This window comes from Synechococcus sp. CCY9201 (assembly GCF_034931105.1).
In the GTDB taxonomy this organism is placed as follows: domain Bacteria; phylum Cyanobacteriota; class Cyanobacteriia; order PCC-6307; family Cyanobiaceae; genus CBW1002.
In genome coordinates, this window is sequence record NZ_JAYGIC010000127.1 from 1 (window position 1) to 15,869 (window position 15,869).

At 64.7% G+C, this 15,869-nt stretch carries 27 protein-coding genes and 1 tRNA gene; 12 read left to right on the plus strand and 16 right to left on the minus strand.

What is annotated here, in order from left to right:
* Nucleotides 1-462: 462 nt before the first annotated feature.
* Nucleotides 463-1,185, minus strand: a complete 723-nt coding sequence (locus VB716_RS12355) for a DUF6880 family protein (RefSeq protein WP_323270638.1) — start codon at nucleotides 1,183-1,185, stop codon at nucleotides 463-465.
* Nucleotides 1,186-1,429: 244 nt separating this feature from the next.
* Between VB716_RS12355 and VB716_RS12360 the strand changes: the two genes are divergently transcribed.
* Complete coding sequence (locus tag VB716_RS12360) at nucleotides 1,430-1,867, plus strand: hypothetical protein (protein ID WP_323270640.1); 438 nt, start codon at nucleotides 1,430-1,432, stop codon at nucleotides 1,865-1,867.
* A 78-nt stretch (nucleotides 1,868-1,945) separates the two neighbouring features.
* Here VB716_RS12360 and vapC read toward each other — a convergent pair whose 3' ends face one another.
* Both vapC and vapB read right to left on the minus strand, forming a co-directional pair.
* Nucleotides 1,946-2,344, minus strand: coding sequence for a type II toxin-antitoxin system tRNA(fMet)-specific endonuclease VapC (vapC, locus tag VB716_RS12365; protein ID WP_323270642.1), 399 nt, complete (start codon nucleotides 2,342-2,344; stop codon nucleotides 1,946-1,948).
* 8 nt (nucleotides 2,345-2,352) lie between these two features.
* Nucleotides 2,353-2,589: a type II toxin-antitoxin system VapB family antitoxin gene (gene vapB, locus VB716_RS12370; protein WP_197170224.1), complete on the minus strand. Its 237-nt coding sequence runs from the start codon at nucleotides 2,587-2,589 to the stop codon at nucleotides 2,353-2,355.
* 231 nt (nucleotides 2,590-2,820) lie between these two features.
* On the opposite strand from vapB, the gene VB716_RS12375 reads away from it, so the two are divergent.
* The 6 genes from VB716_RS12375 (at nucleotide 2,821) to VB716_RS12400 (ending at nucleotide 5,236) form a co-directional block, all read left to right on the plus strand.
* Nucleotides 2,821-3,084, plus strand: coding sequence for a hypothetical protein (locus tag VB716_RS12375; protein WP_323270643.1), 264 nt, complete (start codon nucleotides 2,821-2,823; stop codon nucleotides 3,082-3,084).
* 44 nt (nucleotides 3,085-3,128) lie between these two features.
* Nucleotides 3,129-3,524, plus strand: coding sequence for a hypothetical protein (locus VB716_RS12380; RefSeq protein WP_323270644.1), 396 nt, complete (start codon nucleotides 3,129-3,131; stop codon nucleotides 3,522-3,524).
* Nucleotides 3,525-3,800: 276 nt separating this feature from the next.
* A complete protein-coding gene (locus tag VB716_RS12385; RefSeq protein ID WP_323270645.1) occupies nucleotides 3,801-4,067 on the plus strand; it encodes a ribbon-helix-helix protein, CopG family in 267 nt (88 codons plus the stop codon).
* On the plus strand, nucleotides 4,067-4,495 hold the full coding sequence (locus tag VB716_RS12390; protein WP_197155714.1) for a type II toxin-antitoxin system VapC family toxin: 429 nt from the start codon (nucleotides 4,067-4,069) through the stop codon (nucleotides 4,493-4,495). Before VB716_RS12385 ends, VB716_RS12390 begins: the two co-directional genes overlap by 1 nt.
* Nucleotides 4,496-4,619: 124 nt before the next feature.
* Complete coding sequence (locus VB716_RS12395; RefSeq protein ID WP_323270646.1) at nucleotides 4,620-4,814, plus strand: hypothetical protein; 195 nt, start codon at nucleotides 4,620-4,622, stop codon at nucleotides 4,812-4,814.
* A 254-nt stretch (nucleotides 4,815-5,068) separates the two neighbouring features.
* Nucleotides 5,069-5,236, plus strand: coding sequence for a hypothetical protein (locus tag VB716_RS12400; protein WP_197155718.1), 168 nt, complete (start codon nucleotides 5,069-5,071; stop codon nucleotides 5,234-5,236).
* 41 nt (nucleotides 5,237-5,277) lie between these two features.
* On the opposite strand, the gene VB716_RS12405 is transcribed toward VB716_RS12400, so the two are convergent.
* Both VB716_RS12405 and VB716_RS12410 read right to left on the minus strand, forming a co-directional pair.
* Nucleotides 5,278-5,664: a type II toxin-antitoxin system VapC family toxin gene (locus tag VB716_RS12405; protein WP_231605295.1), complete on the minus strand. Its 387-nt coding sequence runs from the start codon at nucleotides 5,662-5,664 to the stop codon at nucleotides 5,278-5,280.
* A complete protein-coding gene (locus tag VB716_RS12410) occupies nucleotides 5,664-5,888 on the minus strand; it encodes a hypothetical protein (protein ID WP_197155720.1) in 225 nt (74 codons plus the stop codon). The genes VB716_RS12405 and VB716_RS12410 overlap by 1 nt, the downstream gene beginning before the upstream one ends.
* Nucleotides 5,889-6,162: 274 nt before the next feature.
* On the opposite strand from VB716_RS12410, the gene VB716_RS12415 reads away from it, so the two are divergent.
* A complete protein-coding gene (locus tag VB716_RS12415; RefSeq protein WP_197170226.1) occupies nucleotides 6,163-6,675 on the plus strand; it encodes a hypothetical protein in 513 nt (170 codons plus the stop codon).
* Here the strand turns inward: VB716_RS12415 and VB716_RS12420 are convergent.
* Nucleotides 6,665-6,883, minus strand: a complete 219-nt coding sequence (locus tag VB716_RS12420; RefSeq protein ID WP_323270647.1) for a hypothetical protein — start codon at nucleotides 6,881-6,883, stop codon at nucleotides 6,665-6,667. The two genes, VB716_RS12415 and VB716_RS12420, sit on opposite strands and share 11 nt — an antisense overlap.
* An 87-nt stretch (nucleotides 6,884-6,970) precedes the next feature.
* Between VB716_RS12420 and VB716_RS12425 the strand changes: the two genes are divergently transcribed.
* On the plus strand, nucleotides 6,971-7,318 hold the full coding sequence (locus tag VB716_RS12425) for a hypothetical protein (protein WP_323270649.1): 348 nt from the start codon (nucleotides 6,971-6,973) through the stop codon (nucleotides 7,316-7,318).
* 143 nt (nucleotides 7,319-7,461) lie between these two features.
* A complete protein-coding gene (locus VB716_RS12430) occupies nucleotides 7,462-7,710 on the plus strand; it encodes a hypothetical protein (protein ID WP_197170229.1) in 249 nt (82 codons plus the stop codon).
* A gap of 115 nt (nucleotides 7,711-7,825) precedes the next feature.
* Here the strand turns inward: VB716_RS12430 and VB716_RS12435 are convergent, their stop codons facing one another.
* From VB716_RS12435 to VB716_RS12445, 3 genes are all read right to left on the minus strand, one after another.
* Complete coding sequence (locus VB716_RS12435; protein WP_323270650.1) at nucleotides 7,826-8,218, minus strand: PIN domain-containing protein; 393 nt, start codon at nucleotides 8,216-8,218, stop codon at nucleotides 7,826-7,828.
* Nucleotides 8,219-8,278: 60 nt separating this feature from the next.
* On the minus strand, nucleotides 8,279-8,569 hold the full coding sequence (locus VB716_RS12440; protein ID WP_323270651.1) for a hypothetical protein: 291 nt from the start codon (nucleotides 8,567-8,569) through the stop codon (nucleotides 8,279-8,281).
* Nucleotides 8,570-8,849: 280 nt separating this feature from the next.
* A complete protein-coding gene (locus VB716_RS12445; RefSeq protein WP_197155728.1) occupies nucleotides 8,850-9,014 on the minus strand; it encodes a hypothetical protein in 165 nt (54 codons plus the stop codon).
* 379 nt (nucleotides 9,015-9,393) lie between these two features.
* On the opposite strand from VB716_RS12445, the gene VB716_RS17495 reads away from it, so the two are divergent.
* The gene (locus VB716_RS17495; protein WP_416238112.1) at nucleotides 9,394-9,708 is read left to right on the plus strand and encodes a hypothetical protein; all 315 of its coding nucleotides are present in this window, start codon (nucleotides 9,394-9,396) and stop codon (nucleotides 9,706-9,708) included.
* Nucleotides 9,709-9,778: 70 nt separating this feature from the next.
* Nucleotides 9,779-11,065, plus strand: a complete 1,287-nt coding sequence (locus VB716_RS17500) for a gamma-glutamylcyclotransferase family protein (RefSeq protein ID WP_416238113.1) — start codon at nucleotides 9,779-9,781, stop codon at nucleotides 11,063-11,065.
* A 105-nt stretch (nucleotides 11,066-11,170) separates the two neighbouring features.
* Here the strand turns inward: VB716_RS17500 and VB716_RS12455 are convergent.
* The 7 genes from VB716_RS12455 to VB716_RS12485 form a co-directional block, all read right to left on the minus strand.
* Nucleotides 11,171-11,244 (minus strand) — tRNA-Met (locus tag VB716_RS12455).
* 59 nt (nucleotides 11,245-11,303) lie between these two features.
* Entirely contained in the window at nucleotides 11,304-12,260 is a 957-nt protein-coding gene (locus tag VB716_RS12460; protein WP_323270653.1) for a M23 family metallopeptidase, read from the minus strand.
* Nucleotides 12,261-12,471: 211 nt separating this feature from the next.
* Nucleotides 12,472-12,942: a tRNA (cytidine(34)-2'-O)-methyltransferase gene (locus VB716_RS12465; protein ID WP_197155776.1), complete on the minus strand. Its 471-nt coding sequence runs from the start codon at nucleotides 12,940-12,942 to the stop codon at nucleotides 12,472-12,474.
* Between the two features lie 3 nt (nucleotides 12,943-12,945).
* The gene (gene cobU / locus VB716_RS12470) at nucleotides 12,946-13,500 is read right to left on the minus strand and encodes a bifunctional adenosylcobinamide kinase/adenosylcobinamide-phosphate guanylyltransferase (RefSeq protein ID WP_322758740.1); all 555 of its coding nucleotides are present in this window, start codon (nucleotides 13,498-13,500) and stop codon (nucleotides 12,946-12,948) included.
* A gap of 7 nt (nucleotides 13,501-13,507) precedes the next feature.
* Complete coding sequence (gene pxcA, locus VB716_RS12475) at nucleotides 13,508-14,653, minus strand: proton extrusion protein PcxA (protein ID WP_197155780.1); 1,146 nt, start codon at nucleotides 14,651-14,653, stop codon at nucleotides 13,508-13,510.
* 45 nt (nucleotides 14,654-14,698) lie between these two features.
* Nucleotides 14,699-15,436, minus strand: coding sequence for a photosystem II repair protein Psb32 (gene psb32 / locus VB716_RS12480; RefSeq protein ID WP_323270654.1), 738 nt, complete (start codon nucleotides 15,434-15,436; stop codon nucleotides 14,699-14,701).
* A 16-nt stretch (nucleotides 15,437-15,452) separates the two neighbouring features.
* On the minus strand, nucleotides 15,453-15,860 hold the full coding sequence (locus VB716_RS12485) for a tellurite resistance TerB family protein (RefSeq protein ID WP_197155783.1): 408 nt from the start codon (nucleotides 15,858-15,860) through the stop codon (nucleotides 15,453-15,455).
* Nucleotides 15,861-15,869 lie beyond the last annotated feature (9 nt).

Sequence of the window (15,869 nt, forward strand, 5' to 3'; positions counted from 1 at the left end):
ATCGTGGCCGCCTCGCTCAGGCGCAGCTCGTAGGACACCCGGCCTGTTCCCAGATGGGCGCCATCGCAGAACCAGCCCTGACGGCTGCGACCACAACCGCACAGCTGATGCACCCCGGCGGGCAGTTCCAGCGGTTCAGGACCTGGGGTGGCCATAGGCCTTGATGCCATCGGGGTAGATGTGCAGGAGCAGGCAGCGGATCTCGCAGCAGGGAGCGGTGGGGAGTGCCATGGGAAGGAAGGCGTGGAACCACCGACCGAGGCCCGCTGCGGCAGAGGCGACAAGGACCGCGTCGCACCGAGAGGTGCGGCTTGCAGACACCGCGGCCCGGCCTGATCCTTGCCGCCGCTGACGCGGTGGGCACGCTGGGAGGGTTCACGCCGTTCCCGTGGTGCTCCCCGCCCGCGGCGGCGACGGTTCGTCGTGGCCATGCAGAACGGCGCTGGCTGCAGCAGGGCCGGATCAGAGGCCCAGGGGCCTGGCCTTGCTCCAGAAGCCGCGTTTGCGGGCATGGGTGGAGCGGATCGCTGCCAGGTAGGCCTCATGGGGTGGGATCTCGCCCCAGTCGCTGATGCGAGAGCTCAGCAACTGGCAGGTGTGCAGATGGCCGGCGGCGGCGGCGGCGTATTGGCTGGAGTAGCCATTGGTCAGCGCGAAATCCACCATGCAGCGCAGGGCCAGGGTGGCTGCCAGCGGATGGTCTGCAATCAGGCGCTCTGCTGCTGCGTCGAACAGCTCTTCGTGGGCCCCGTTGAGTTCGGCGCGGCGCTGCACGATCACCTGGGCCGCGCGGTTCAGGCCCGTGGGCCAGTCCAGCAGAAAAGACAGGGCCTCGAAAAGATCCGGCCTGGCAGCCACGAAGTCGATGGCGCGCTGCTCAGCCTCCCCGTCCTCGAAAGCGGGCAGCTGCTGGAGGTCATCGCGCAGATAGGTCTCCATCAGGGTCTGCTCGAACCAGTGCCACCGGGCCGCCTGGGCCTCATCGGTGCGGCCGAGGGCCTCCAGGGCGGCGATCTGGGCCTCTTCCCAGTCGAGTACCGGCCAGGGGGAGCGCTCCGGAGACCCCCCCCGCAGAAACCGCAGGGCCTCCTCAGGCCGCCCGACCTTGAGCAGCCGCTGTGCAATCCCGGCCGCGATCCGAGGGAACGCGCCGCTGCCGTTCGCCGTACTGGGCGATGTAGCCATCCACATCCCCCATCGCCTCGGCAACGGCCCTGAGGCCGGACGACCCGCGCTGGATCGCCAGACACTGCTGGCGTTGGGGCCCGATCACCTGTGGCATCAGGGCGGACCAGCAGGCGGAAGCGGGAGTGGCGTGGATCAGTCTGGCGTGCCGCCGCCGCTTTCGCCGCACCGCAGGATGCTCCGCACCGGACACCTCCAGGCTCGCCCCTGGGCAAGGGCTGCGCCAGGCGCCGCTGCTGGCTGCGTGGGTGCGATCGCCCCGGCGTTGCCGCCGGTGCTCAGCGCACCTGATCGAGGGTCGGCGCCCCTTGCCGGGCGGGGCGGCCCTGCGGTGTCCCGTCGCTGCGCCGGATGGCGTCAATGGTTCATGGTCAGCTCAGTCGTTCGGTATTCCCCGCAAGATCCGGTGTCCCTGGTGGAGTCGTGCCAGAAGACGCTGGAGTGGATCCTGCGCACCCACAGCGCAGAAGGCCGGCCGATCCGCCGCATCTGGATCGATCAGCCCTATGGGGAGGAGGAGCTCACCTTGCTGGAGGAGGAGGTGCTGCCGGTGATGGCGGCCTTCCTGGAGCGCATCGATGCGATCGATCAGGGCCTTGAGGCCAGGCTGCAGGCCGAGATCGCGGCCCTGGAGATCCAGGCGCCGGATGGAGAAGAGGCTCCAGAGGGCGGGGCCTGCTGATGCCCTGGGGCCGGCCAGAGGCCGGCCTTTTGGCTGGCGGCCCCCCTGCGTCATTCAAGCGGGCATGGAGAGGTGCTGTCAGACCCAGTTGTCGAGCAACAGACCATCCACCCGCTCGAATTCCCGCAGGTTGTTGCTGACCAGGGTCAGGCCCTCACTGCGGGCATGGGCAGCGATGTGCAGATCATTCACACCAATCGGTAATCCACGCCGCTCAAGGGATGCGCGAATCAGTCCATAGTGCTGCGCCGCTTTGGCTCCGTAGCTGAGCACATCCAAGCGACTGCAGAAGTCCTCCACAACGGCAAGAGATCTCCGGGGCTGGGAACTTTTCTCAGCCCCGTGCAGCAACTCGGCCAGGGTGATCGCAGAGATCCCCATCTGGGCAGCATTCTCGTTGAATCTCTCAAGCAGCGAAGCCGGCCTTTGCTTGATCACATAGATGCAGATATTGGTATCCAGCAGATAGCGCAACATCTTCCGTGTCAGAAGGCCTCGCGCTCCGGTTGATCCTGAGTCGCCCGCTCCTGCAGGAAGTCATCCGGCACGGGCAGCGCATCCTGAAAGAACGTGTCCCAGCGGCGACCGAGCGGAGAGATGATGCGCTCCTCGCCGCAGGCCCGGACCTCCACGTCTTTCACGGAGTCAGGCAGGCGCAGATGGGCGGGGATGCGCACAGCCTGACTGCGGTTACTGAGGAAGAGCCTGGTGACAGCCGCCACGGGGAGCACCCATCTGGGATATACGCGAAGTCTATCCCCTGAATGCCAGGGTGGATGGCCGCGTCATCCACCCGAGCCATTCAGGGGAATCGCTGAGATTCAGGCCGGAGCGATCCCCGCCAGAAAAGTCTCGATCCAGCGCCGGTGCCGGTTGGTGGTGATCAGCCCGGCCAGGGATGGTTGGGAGTCGGGAACCTGAAACGCGGTGCGGAAGCCCCTGGAGAAGGCCTGGTGGAGCAGCTCTCTGCCCCACGGGGTGCAGCCCACCAACAACCACCCCGCCCCGTCGAGACGGCCTGGGAAGCGCCGTTGCCGACCAGAGCCGCCCCCGCCGGCGCGCAGGTGGACCGCTGGAACGAGTTCTCAGTGGTGGAGCTGCGAGCGCTGCTGCGCAGCTACCCGATCGATCGCCGCTCGCTGCCGGCCCCGATCGAGCTGTTGCGGCGAGAGGAGCTGCTCGAGGCCCAGATGCAGCTCGCTGCGCTGATGACTTGAGCGCCTGAATCTCCCTGATCGCCGATTCCCCATTCCGTTCGCCCATGACCACCACCCCGATGACCGCCGCCATGCCCTCCTTGACCATGACCACCGCCTTGAGCCCCAGTGCCGCGCAGCCCCCCGTGAGCGCCGAGCCTGCCCCCGGATCGCCGGAGGCGCTGCTGCTGCTGGCTGGTCTGGGGATCCTGCCCGCCAGCGCGGACTTCAACGATCCCCGCATTGCGCCCGACACCATCAGCAGCAGCCTGGAGCGACTCGTTGCCGTGAAGCAGGAGCTGGAATTCCTGGCGGCAGAGCAGAAACAGCTGCAGGAACATCTGCGTCTGGCCCATCTGCGCGGTGACCTCAGGCAGCAACTGCCCAGCGGCCCGGATGGCAACGGCTATCAGATTGCACCCCAGACCCTGCTGGTGCGTCGCCCCGGCCGCCGGCAGTAGGCGCTACAGCCTCAGCTGCAAGGAGATCGAATGCCAGCTCAAGGCCCGCCAGGCCTATGAACAGCAGAGCGGCGATGCCACCGCCACCGTGGGGAGCTGCTTCTGGGAGCTGCGCTCGATCAAGGGGTGAAGCCACCCATCACAGAAGCCCTGGGCCCGGCGCCCGGGGCTTTTTCTTGCCCACTCTCCCGGTGCGCCATGGCCGGAAGCCCCAGCATCCAACCACCGGTACTACGATGGGCATGCTTGTAATACAGGGATCGGGCCCTGCTCGTCATGCCCCTCACCGTCAGGCTTGACGCCGATACAGAGCACTGCCTCGAGCAGCTTCTGGCAGAAACGGGACAGGACAAGAGCTCCTTGATTCGCCAGCTGATCCGAGAACGCTGGCAGCAGCGCCAGCCCCTCCCGTCGATCACCCAGCAATTGGGTGGTCATCCCGGCAGCGTTCTCGACACCTTGCCGTCGGGGAGTTCAGAGCGTCAGGAGCGGCGCCGACTCCTCGGCCAGAGACTTGCAGCGCGGCGGATGGAGCGGCGCTGATGCGGCGAATCCTGGTCGATTCGGGGATCCTGTTGAGCTACTACCAACAGCAGGAGCCACTGCACCAGGCCGTCGTGGCCTTCTTTGATCAGACTGCCGCTCAATTGATCACCTCACCGATCTGCATCGCCGAGGTGCTCTGGCTGCTGGGTCATCCCGGTGATTCCCGCGTCATGGCCGCTCAGAACCATCTGCTCGGGGCCGTCAGCCGCTGTGGCATTGAGGTGATCAACCTGCTGCCAGTGGATTACGCCCGTATCGCGGAACTCAATCAACGCACTGCCGATCTGCCCGGCGATTTCGCCGATCTCACCTTGGTGACACTCTCGGAGCGGCTGGATGTGGCCGAGATCCTCAGTCTCGACAGCGACTTCGATGTCTACCGGCGCTTCCGGCGCGATCCCTTCAGACGCGTTCCGCTCGGCTGAGACTCTGACGCAGCATGACCATTCAATGAGATGGTCCCGCGATAAGCCCTGCAACTGAGCTCGAGCCGCCCTGGAGCACCTGCGCCGCCTTGGGGAACTCTTTGTGGACACTGCATTCCCCACCTTGCCTTTAACCACCGCAGCCATCTCGATCGAGTTGCTGATGGACACCACCAACACCCTCCAGCCACTCGAAACCTTGATCACCTGCAGGGCCGACGCAGCTGTGCACCACCCCGAAAAAGGGCCAGCTCTGCGGCATCTGCTGGCGGAGCTACTGGAGTTGGTGGAAGCAAGGACAGAAGAAACGGTGAGATGAACGGTGGCTCCTGGTCCAGCGTGGTCGGACAGGCAGAGGGCGTGGTCGCTCCGGTCGTGCGACCTGACGATGCCGATCGTGGGCTGGCTGATCAGTAATCCCTGCTGCATGGCCGGGTTGTGGCACCCAAAAGCCGATCGCAGCAATCAACAAGTCATCCTTCAAACACCCCCTGTCCCGTCGTTCGCATCGGCGGACTGCCTCCCTCCACCTCAGTTGTTGATCCAGGATTGGTTTCTAGACGCACCAACCCCATGCCCCGCGAACGTGACCCCTACCGCATCCCCCGCGCCGGCTGGGAGATCGCACCGGCCGCTGGCCTGGCCTCCATTGATCTGAACGGAAACCAGGGTGCCCAGACCGGCACTGAGTTCATCGGAGAATCCACCATCGGCGGGATGCTGGTCTGCGCCGCCCTTTGAACACCCCGCTGCCATCTTTCGTCTGTTCCTGCAATGGATGCTCAGGAAGCGATCACCTCCACGGGGCACTGCAGCCCGGGCGCGCGGGCGGCACGGGCATCGGCGGTGAGCAGGGTGGCGCCGAGTTGTTCGGCCAGGGCCACATAGAGGGCGTCGTAGGCCGTGAGGTTGGCCCGCAGTTCCCAGGCCCGTGGCCAGAGGTGGCGGCTGGTGTGCCGCCGCAGCCCCAGCTGTTGGCTGGTGGCCAGGGCCTGCAGGGCGTGCTGCTCGGGCAGAAGATCGGCCAACACCAGGCGGCGCAGCACCGAGAGAAGCTCGGCATCGATCAGCTCCGGCGCCTGGAGATTGGCATCCGCGAGCCGTGCACGTGCAGGGCCATCGATCAACAGGGCATCCACCAGCACCGAGGCATCCACCACCACCACCATCAGCGTTCGGCGCGGCTCTGGCGCAGGGCCTCCAGGATCGCGCCGGGCTCGATGGTGGCCGAGGGCAAAGCCTGGAGCAGATCGGCGTTGTCCGCGCGGCGTGAGGTTTCGCAGAGCTCCTGCAGGGCAAAGGTGCTCAAGGGGAGTCCGGCGCGGCGGGCCAGCTGTTCCAGGCGCTCGGCCACATCGTCGGGCACGTGGCGGATGTAGAGGGTGCGCGACACGATGACCTCCTGCTTGCAATCTGCTAGCAGCTTAGGGGCAAATGTCGCTCTTCCACTCCCTCCAGCCATGGGCGGCACGCCCAGACAAGGCAATGGCACCAACCGTCGGATCCATTCTTTCTGCTCAATCCGCACGAACAACAGATGAGGCATTGCCCGCCCTCTGACACCCACCGGCAGCAACCCCCAAACCACCTCCAGCTGGTACTTCGCACGAATCGGCCCCCGTTCAGCCCCCGTCAGCCCCAGATTGAAGTTCCCCTGCACTCCTCCCATGACCCGAGAACGTGATCCCTACCGCATCCCCCGCGCCGGCTGGGAGATCGCACCGGCCGCTGGCCTGGCCTCCATTGACCTGAACGGAAACCAGGGTGCCCTGACCGGCACTGAGTTCATCGGAGAATCCACCGTTGGCGGGATGCTGGTCTACGCCATCTACCAGGCGCTGCTCACCGGCCTGCGCACCGAGGCGATGCGCAAGCGGGGCGACATCAATCGGGCCACCCAGATCCAGGTGATCGCCGAAAGCGTCTGGGCAACCACCAAGCAGGGGGCTGCGGTCAGTGCGGTGCTGAGCGTTGTCCTGCTGGTCTTCCCCTGGCTGGGCTTCCCCCTGACCCTGGTGGGCCTGGTGGGGATGGGCAAGGCGTCGCTGGATCTGGTCCATGCCTTCTGGGATGGCCTCAGCGATGAGCAGCGCCGTGATCTGCACCGTGCCGCCTTTGATGCGGGCGTGAACCTCAGCCAACTGCTGGGCAGGCCTGGCTCCGCCGCTCTCACAGCATGAAGCGGGAGGGTGCGACCGGCTGGCTGGGGCGGCACTGATCACACGGATCCAGGAGCCACTCCTGGATCCGCAACAAAGCGCTGGCCTCCAGGAACGGCTGACCAGCCACGCGGCTGAACTGCAGGGCCAGCTCCCCGAGCTGCTGCTGCGCAGCGACTCTCCCCACGACGCCATCCGCAGCTGGCTGGCCGATAAGGACCTCAGCCACTGGTGGCCCCAGTCCCAGGGGGGAACGGCAGACCAGGGCTGGCAGTTCGAGACCGCCAGCTGGAACCGGAGCCGCGGCGCCGAGGTGATGAACCCTGCCGAGATCGCCCGCGCCCATGCCGATGGCGGCCTGGATGCGCTGCTGGCTCCCGGGGTGCCGGCCGACATGGCGGCCCATGGGGTGGAAGCAGCCTTGATCGCGGCCTCGATCGCCCTCGCCTGGCACCTGATCCGCCAACGTCACAGCTGGGTGCAGGCTTCTGGCGCTGGCAAGCAGAGGATTCTGCGGGCAGCGATCCAGGCGGCTGGCCTCTCCGCCCTCAGTGGTGCCTCGATGTCACTGGTGGTCAGCCTGGCGCGCCTGCTTCCCGGGCCTGGCGAAAGGGCCTTCGATCTACGGGGACGGGGCTCCTTGAAGGCTCCCGCTACGCCTTGAAAGAAGGCGTAGCCCAATGGCATCAGAAACCGTGGTACGGTCTTAGGCCGATTGATCGATAGGCCAGAAATCTGGCCAGATAGTCAAGACTGACCTTAATAGCGACAGAAAGAAAAAACCTCAACCCAGGCTCAACCCTATCCATGACAAAAAACAATCACTTCGAAGCCGAGAATGACCCGTTCAAGGTCCAGCAGATCTCGATGGCCGATATCGAAGCCGGCGACATCGCCGAGATGGGGCTGCACCTGAACCTGAGCGAGCGGAGCTACTACTTCGATTTCAAGATCACCCCCCTCAGCAAGGAGATGAAGACCCAGCTGTACAAGCAGATCCAGGCCTTTGTCTACACCGACAAGGAACTCCACAACATCCTGAGTGAGCACAGCTGATCTCGCTCGGCTTGGGCTTGGATTGACGTCCTTTAGCGGGCTCCTCTGGGGGCCGCTTTTTGGGGATCCTCCCGAGTCCGCAATCAATCCGCAGGCCGGGTAACTGTGGGAAAGCTCATGGTGCGTCTTCTCCACGGACATCCGCCTGCAGCAGCTGGAACGTGAGCCCTTCCTGCTCAAACTGGCGAAAATCCTGGTCGAGGCTGATCAGTGGAAGGCCAGCAGCGATCGCGAAGGCGGCCAGGTAGGCATCCATCCAGCGCTTCGGGGCAGTCTGCTCGATTGCGCCCAGCTGGCACCAAAGACGCCCCAGATCAGGCGGCTCATCGATCACATCCACCTGCGGCAGCGCCAGGAACGTCTGCAGTGCGGCCCAGGCATCGCCGTTGGTGGCCATCGGCACGCCATAAGCCTGCGTGATCGCCGGCGTGGAGGCCAGACGCAGAAAACTCTGCTGGGTGGCGCGGCACCACAAAGCCGGTTCTACCGCGCTGGTCGAGCGCAGCACCCACGGGCGAGCGCATGGGCCGGGTGCTCGCTGAAGGCCGCCGCCAGCCACACATTGCTGTCAAGCAGACAGGCCGGCACGCTGGTGGTCCTCCTGCATCAGCGTCTCCTGCTCCAGCCGCAGCGCTGTGGCCACATCGATGGGATGCCGCTTGAGCCGGGGGTCAGGGCGAAACAGTGGCAGTCCTTCCGCGTCCACCTCCAGCACCTCGCGCTTGCTGGGCTGGGGCAGGGCGGCGCCATGCGGCCCCTGGCGGATGTAGTCGGCCACCAGCTCCTTGATCGGCCGCCCCTGCTGCAGGGCCCGCTGCTTCACTTGAAGCATCAGGTGATCCGGAAGGTCCAGCGTCATCTTCATCACGCCCCAGCCTGGGAAACCAGCTTACTGGCTTGGTGGGTGAATGGGCGTGAGTGGCGCTCGCGTTGGCTCTCGATTCCAACGATCCGGAATGTCCGGATGGTTGAACTTTCGGCAAGGTCATTGATTCCAACAGGAGCACACCGGCTCGCTGTCTGCTGCGTCTCGATCGAGGACCGGATTCCAGCCAGTCATCAGGGCTCTCGAAAAGCGTGGTCAAGGCATGGCAGCCCCGGCTTCTGTCACGCCTCCCGACGCCAGCATTCCTCTGATGTCATAGGCCAGCTTGCTCGCAAATGCGCTGGCGAATCGAGCGGTTGTCGCCACGCCTGAGCAGGCTCATCACGATGGTGCGCAGAAAGGGGAAGACCGCTATGCCCGCCCGGGTGGCATAGCGATGGGCGTCTTCAACGAGCTGGGCTCCCAACGATGGCGACATCGATCAGGTTCACGTTGCCGCCGGTCCTCAGCCCATTCCTAGGCGGCCTCCCGGTGCGCGGATCCTGCGCTTCACAAGAAAGCCGGGCCGGCGCTGAACCTGAACGGGCAGAACTACTGCTTCGACTTCAGGATCTCTCGCCTCAGCAAGGAGATGAAGATGCAGCTGTACAAGCAGATCCATAGCCTTCTCTACACCTATAACTAGCTCCACAACATTCAGACGAAGCGTAGTTGATTTCAATCAGCCTTGGCGCTCTCCTGCGGCCTCCTCTGGGGGCCGCTGTTTTGGGGATCTTGACGACTCCGCAGTGAATCCGCAGTGACTCTTGAGGGCATAAGCGGGATGCTGATAAGCGTCAACCAAACCGAGAACGCCCATGGGTCCGATCGAATATGCCCTCGTGATTGAGGCTTTTCGCCTTCAAGGGGTACTGAAGGCCAACTACCGGCCCGTCAAGCCGGCCTTGGACTGCATGGCCCAGGCGATTCGCGAAGCCTGTGAAGGCTATGGCTTCTCCGCCGAGATGACCACCAACTTCCTGCTTCGCCAGGGAAGCCGCATCCATTCCCTTGATGAAGAGATCAACGACCGCCAGGAATTTCGGGCCATTGAGCGCCGAATGCTTTGCCTGATCGGCCGGGAGGGCAATCAGGACCGGCTCGCCCGGCGAGGACGGCGTCCCCAGGTATGAACGCCCCCAGTTCCCGGCCTCGCTGAGCAGCATCAGCAACCCGCAACCCCCATCCCCTCCAATCCCCCCTATGAACCATGTCTTTATCTATGGCAGCCTCAAGCGCGGCCAGTCCAACCACCACTGGCTCCGTGGGGCCCTGTTTCTTGGGCGTCACCGCCTTGCAGGTGACCGCCTGTACTCCCTCGGTGGCTATCCGATGGCCGTGCTGGAGGATCACTCCAGTGCCGTGATCCATGGCGAGGTGTTCATGGACCCAGTCCATGCCGGCACCCTCGGCCCGCGGCGCCCAGAGCTTCTGGAGCCCCCTGTGCTGAAACTCCTTGTAGAGCACGTTGGACACGGCGACGTTGTTGACGGCGATCCGCACGCTCGAGATCTCCGCGAAGCGCACCGTCCAGCGGGCGTTGAGCTGACCGTGGAAGAGATCCCAGTTCTGCCGCAGCTGATAGCGCTCCAGCCAGGCCTCGGGAACCGCGGGGGCGAAGTGCTCGCTGGTCTTGGTCTTCATGTCGCCGGGAATGCTGATCCAGCCCCGGTCGTCGATGCCTTCGGCGTGCCAGAGCTCATGGGGCCGCAGCCCGAACACGGCGATGCAGGCGAATACCCACTGGTGAAAGGGCTCGAGCCGATCCAGCCAGTGCTCCAGGTCAGCATCGGAGGGGATGACCCGCACCCGCATCGACGAGGCCTTACGGATCTTCTCGGCGGCACCCTTGGGCCTCATCCCCCTCAGCTGCTGCAGCACGGCCGTCAGATCCATCAGGCCGCTGCGGTGGATCTGGGAGATGGTCTCGATCCGGCGGTTGAACCGCTTCAGGTGGGTGAGCGGGTTCACCTCCATGGCCCAGCTCAGCAGCCGTTGGGGATCCGCCGGTTCACGGAATCGGGCAACCCGCAGCTTCAGGTCGTTGATGGCGTGGACGCGGCTGCCCTCCTTGCAGATCCTCACCTCGATATCGGCGATGCAGGCCTCCACCAGGCCCTGCCAGCGGAGGCGCGAGGTCCCGCCACGGGCCGCCAGGGGTTCGGGCCACTGGCCCTTGCGATGCCCCCTCAAGACACAGATCCCGGGCCCGCTCGACGTCCTCGTCGCGGCGGTGCAGGAGCGGAGCCAGGGAGAACTCCCGCACCTGGACCCCCTGCACCAGTTCGCACACGTAGATCGACGAGCTCCGGTCGTAGCGGCGTAGGCGGAAGCGGCACCGCCTGGCCACCAGTTCGCGGGCGCAGTGGTCCCAGGCATCGATGCGATGAGAAAGGCGAGACGGCAAGGCACGGACCCTGCGGCTCGCAGGAGTATTCCCCGAAGCCGTCGGAGCAGGTTGTGAACAGGTTCACAACCAATGGCTTCTAGAGGCTCCTACCGGCTACAACCTGGACAGTGTGGTCTCAGATGTGGAATCCCCCAGAACCCAGTCCCAGAAAGCAAAAAGCCCCTGATTTCAAGCAAACATGCGAATGGCTCGGGGGAGACTTGAACTCCCGACCTTGGGGTTATGAATCCCACGCTCTAACCAGCTGAGCTACCGAGCCTTGCCTTGGGAAGTGTAAAGGATGACCGTTCCCCCAGGATCCAGCCGGACAGATGCTGCTCAGGCGCGGGGTGGCAGGAACTGCAGGGGATTTGCGGCGCCCCTGGATGGGGGATGGATTTCAAAATGGAGGTGAGGGCCGGTGCTGCGTCCGGTGCTGCCCATCTGGGAGATCTGGGTCCCCTGGTTCACCTCTTCACCGACCCGCACCAGCAGGCGGCTGTTGTGGGCGTAGAGAGATCGGCTGCCATCGTCGTGGGTCAGTTCCACCAGGTAGCCGTAGCCGCCGTCGTGCCAGCCAGCAAAGGAAACCCTCCCGGAACGGGCGGCCACGATGGAGGTGCCGACGTTGTTGGCCACGTCGATACCCTTGTGCATCCGCCCCCAACGCCAGCCGAATCCGGAGGTGAAGGTGCCCTGTGCGGGCCAGATCCAGGTGGTGCGGGACGCGTCATTTCCGCCACCGAAGCGCCGCTCGGGGCCAAGATCTGGCTGATCGGGCCAGCTGAGGCCACCACTGCCGACGGGCTTGAGACCCAGAACCATGCGCGAGCGCCCCGGAGATGACTGGGCAAGGCGAACCTGACTACCGGCCACCAGGCGGGCCGTTTCCAGGCCAGGGTTCAGGCGCAGAAGCTCCTGCAAGGTAACCCCATAACGCTGGGCAATCTTGATCAGAGTGTCGCCGAAGCGAACCACCCCGGACTGCTCCAGCGGGGGCGGCTGCTGCAGAGGGGGTGTTCGACGCAATTCACTGGTGTCGAGCGCCAGCAGAAACTTTGCCTTTCGACTGCTCTGGGACGGCAACACAAGCCAGTCACCGGATTCGAATTCGTGGTCTTCGTTGACGTCGTTGAGCTTGGCCAACCGGGTCTCGTCAACGCTGAGTTCGTTGGAGAGATCTTCGATCGAAACCGGCTGACGCACCTTTACCCAGAGCTTGTCGAGGCTGGCGGCTGGGAGAGAGGCAACCAGAGCGTTTTCGACACGATCACCGCTCCAATCGGCGCGTGCCATGAGCCCAACAGCGGGAATCGTGGCAACAGCGGGTAAAAGGATCAGCCAAGGCTTCATGGAGTTTCAGTTCATGCGGACAAGACCCGGTAGAGAAGCCACCATCTCCGGGCAGCGCAGACAGTAGCGCCCCGAACCCTTGCAAGCAAGCAAGCATCGACACCGAAAACAGGTGTCTCAGCGTAAGAATGCAGGCCAATCCTGGCTTCTGGCATCAGGAAAGTTGCCGCAGCGCCTCAAACAGCACCACCCCGACCGCTACGGATAGGTTGAGACTCCTGACGCCACCATTCCCATGGCGCTGACCGCAGGCCATGGGAATGGTGAGACAGTCGTCTGCGAGGGCCTGAACCGGGTTCGGTAATCCGTCCGTTTCCCGCCCGAACAGCAGCCAGTCGTCGTCTCTGTAAGCCAGATCGGTGTAGCCATGCTCGGCATGACTGCTCAGGGCCAGGAGTCGACCGCCACGACGCGCTCTCTCCTGCAGGAAAGCCTCCAGGTCGCCATGGCGATGCAGGCGCACCCAGGGCCAGTAGTCCAGGCCGGCGCGGCGCAGCTGCCGATCATCGATCTGAAAGCCGAGCGGTTCGATCAGATGCAGTTCAGTGCCGGTGGCGGCACAGGTGCGGGCCACATTGCCGGTGTTGGGAGGAATCTGAGGCTGGAACAGCACGACCTGTGGCATCGCTCAGGGCTCCAGCAGCTCTGGTACGGGCTGGCTCAGAGCCAGCAGATCAACAGCCCGCCCCTGCAGCACCAGCCAGGCTCCCGTGCACAGAGCCATCAACCGCTGCTGCAGGCGGCCCTGCCGATCGCGGAACAATCCGCCGATGGCTGTGGGGGGAACCACCCCCCAGCCCACCTCCTCACAGACGAGGACCACAGGAGCGGCGCAGTGGCCGATCGCCTCCAACAGGCCCGCACAGGCCGTTTCCCAGGTCTCCCCGTCCCAGTCGAGCCCGGCCGCCACCCAGGTGCCGAGCGAATCAACCAGCGCAAGTTGATCGGGGCCCAGCTCCTGCAGGGCCTCGGCCAGGTGGCGCCCCACCTCGCGGTTCTGCCAGCTTGAGGGGCGGCGGCGGCGATGCAGGGCAAGCCGCTGCTGCCAAGCGGGATCCTCCGGCAGGGAGGGCCCAGTGGCCAGATACACCACCTGGCGGCCCGAACGGGCGGCCAGGTGCTCGGCCCAGCGGCTCTTGCCGCCGCTGCTGGGGCCACTCACCAGGGTCAGACAACCGCGCAAGCCCAGCTCAGCCCCCACCATTCATGTTGCGCAGGGTCGCCACGGACGATGGAGACACACGGTTGAGATAACGGAAGATCCAGTATTTGAAAATCGTCGCCAGTACCACCGGGAAGGTGGCGATGAACAACATGATGAAATTCTCCCTGGCCGGCAATCCCAGGTGATTGGCCACCCCATCCAGCAGAACGGTCCAGCCCTCAGGGCTGTGGAAACCCACGAAGATGTCCGTGAACAGGATGATGGCGAAAGCCTTGGCGCTGTCACTCAGGCCATAGACCAGCTCATCGAGAAAGCTGCGCAGCACCTGGATGTCCCTCTGGCCGAACACGCAGACGGCGATGAACCCGAACAGACCGCCAAGGTCGGCGAGAACGTTCTTGATGGCATGCGTGCTGTCCTGATCCGCCTCCTCCTTCAGATCCTGAGCCCGCTTGGCCAGCAAGGCATGGAGTTCCTCGCGCGAGGGGAGGGCCGTGCCCTGGAGCAACGCGTCGAACTCGATCTCCTCCCGGTAGACCCGCAGCTTCTCCACAGCCCTCTCCTCGAGCTGGGGCTTGGGATAGGTCAGAAAGGCATTATCCGGTGCAAATCGATCCACCAGTGGCGAGAACACATAGGCGCGGCTCACCTGCTGCATCAGCACCGGCACCAGGATCAGCAGCAACAGGATCCGCAGGGAGACCAGGGTGGAATCGCGCCGGCGCCGGAAGCCGGCCAGCACCGAGGCCTCGGCTTCCGGATCCAGCTGGCGCCTCACCTGGTCCACCACCCCGATGAGGCTGCGGGGCAGCACTTCCGGTGATCGGCTGATCTTGGGCAGGCGCTGTGGTCGTTTGGTGTAGTGCCCGACCACCGATTCAATCAGCTGCACCTGACGCAGATCCTGGCCGGCGAGTTCCTGGCGATGGGGCTCGATCATGTCCAGGGCGGTGCGGCACAGCTGCAGGGCGACGCGAAAGCGACGCAGCACCTGGGCCTCAACCGAGCGCGGAACGCTGAGTTCGATCTCAGGGCGCACGGGCCTGTCGTTGTAATACTCCAGCTCAATACTCTGGATCAGAAGCGCAGCTTCATAGCCGCGGGCCAGGTCACTGCTGAAATCCTTGGCCTGGGCACGGCCGAAGGCTCCGATCCAGTCGGTCAGGCCCATGGAGTGGCGGCGGCGATCGTGAGCACCAATCTTCGGCTGTCAGGCTCAGCGTGAGAAGACCCACCAGGTCAGCATCGGCACAATTGTGCCCACCACCAGCAGCACGATCACCCAGGTGAAGGCATTGCTGTTGGCGGTCTCCTCACGGCTGGGCACATTGGAGGGCAGGCTCACCACTTCGGCCTCGGCAGCTTCTCCAGGATCCTCTCCACCCTGAAGCACCAGAGCCAGGCGATCCAGAGCCTCGACTGATGCCTGCCGATAACGGGCCCCATCCCGAAGCGGAGTCGCCATCGTGCTGCGGGCGGTGCTGGTGAGCAGATCGCGGGGCAACTGGCCATTCAGGGCAGGATCCACCACCACAGCGGCCGTGTTGGTCTGGCTGTCGATCAACAGAAGCAGCAGCGGATCAGGACTGGAAGCCTGCCTCCAGCGCTCAATCAGCTCCCGGCCCACTGCCGGCAGGGAAAGGCCGTAATCCAGCCGGTTCAAGGTGACCAGCCGCGCATCAATGTGAGCCCCTTCAAAGGCCGCAAGCTTGATCTCCAGCTCCGAGCTGGCTGCCCGGCTCAGAACGGAGGCGGTGTCGAGCACATGCTCGCCGGCTGGCAGATCAGGCAGATCCCCTGCCGAAACCGCCAGCGCCACCGGAGCTGGAACCAGCCACAGCACCAGGGCCGTCGTGACGGCCAGGAGCCAGCGGTGCCAGACGGGGAGGGTGTCCGGACGGTTAAGGGAACCAGCAGCAGCGGGCAGAACCACCTGGCGGGATGCGAAGTGCATGGATTCCAGTTTGCACTCAGCCGGCCAGGCTGTCGCGATTCAGCACGGCGATCACATCGAGGATCTGGGCAGCGCGTCCCTCGCCCAGCCTGAATTCGCTGGCCAGTTGCTCGAGCAACTCCTCCTCGGCGGCCTGCACCACGCGGTCGCAACGCACCAGCTGGGCAGCCATCGCCAGGCAGGTTTCCTGCTGCCCAGGATCCAGCGCCGGGATCGCTTCATGCAGCAGGGCTCGCCAGCCGGACTGGCGTAACTGATTGAGCAGCCCATCGAACAGATCCCCCATCGCCTTCTCGCTCAGATTGCGGTAGGGGCTTCGGAACTCCAACTGGCTGCGCAGCGCCCGGGCCTCATCGCGGCCCAGGGTGCCGTCACAGGCCACCGCCGCCAGGGCAACCGCGGCAAAGGCCTGACTCGGAGTCATGGGAAGAAG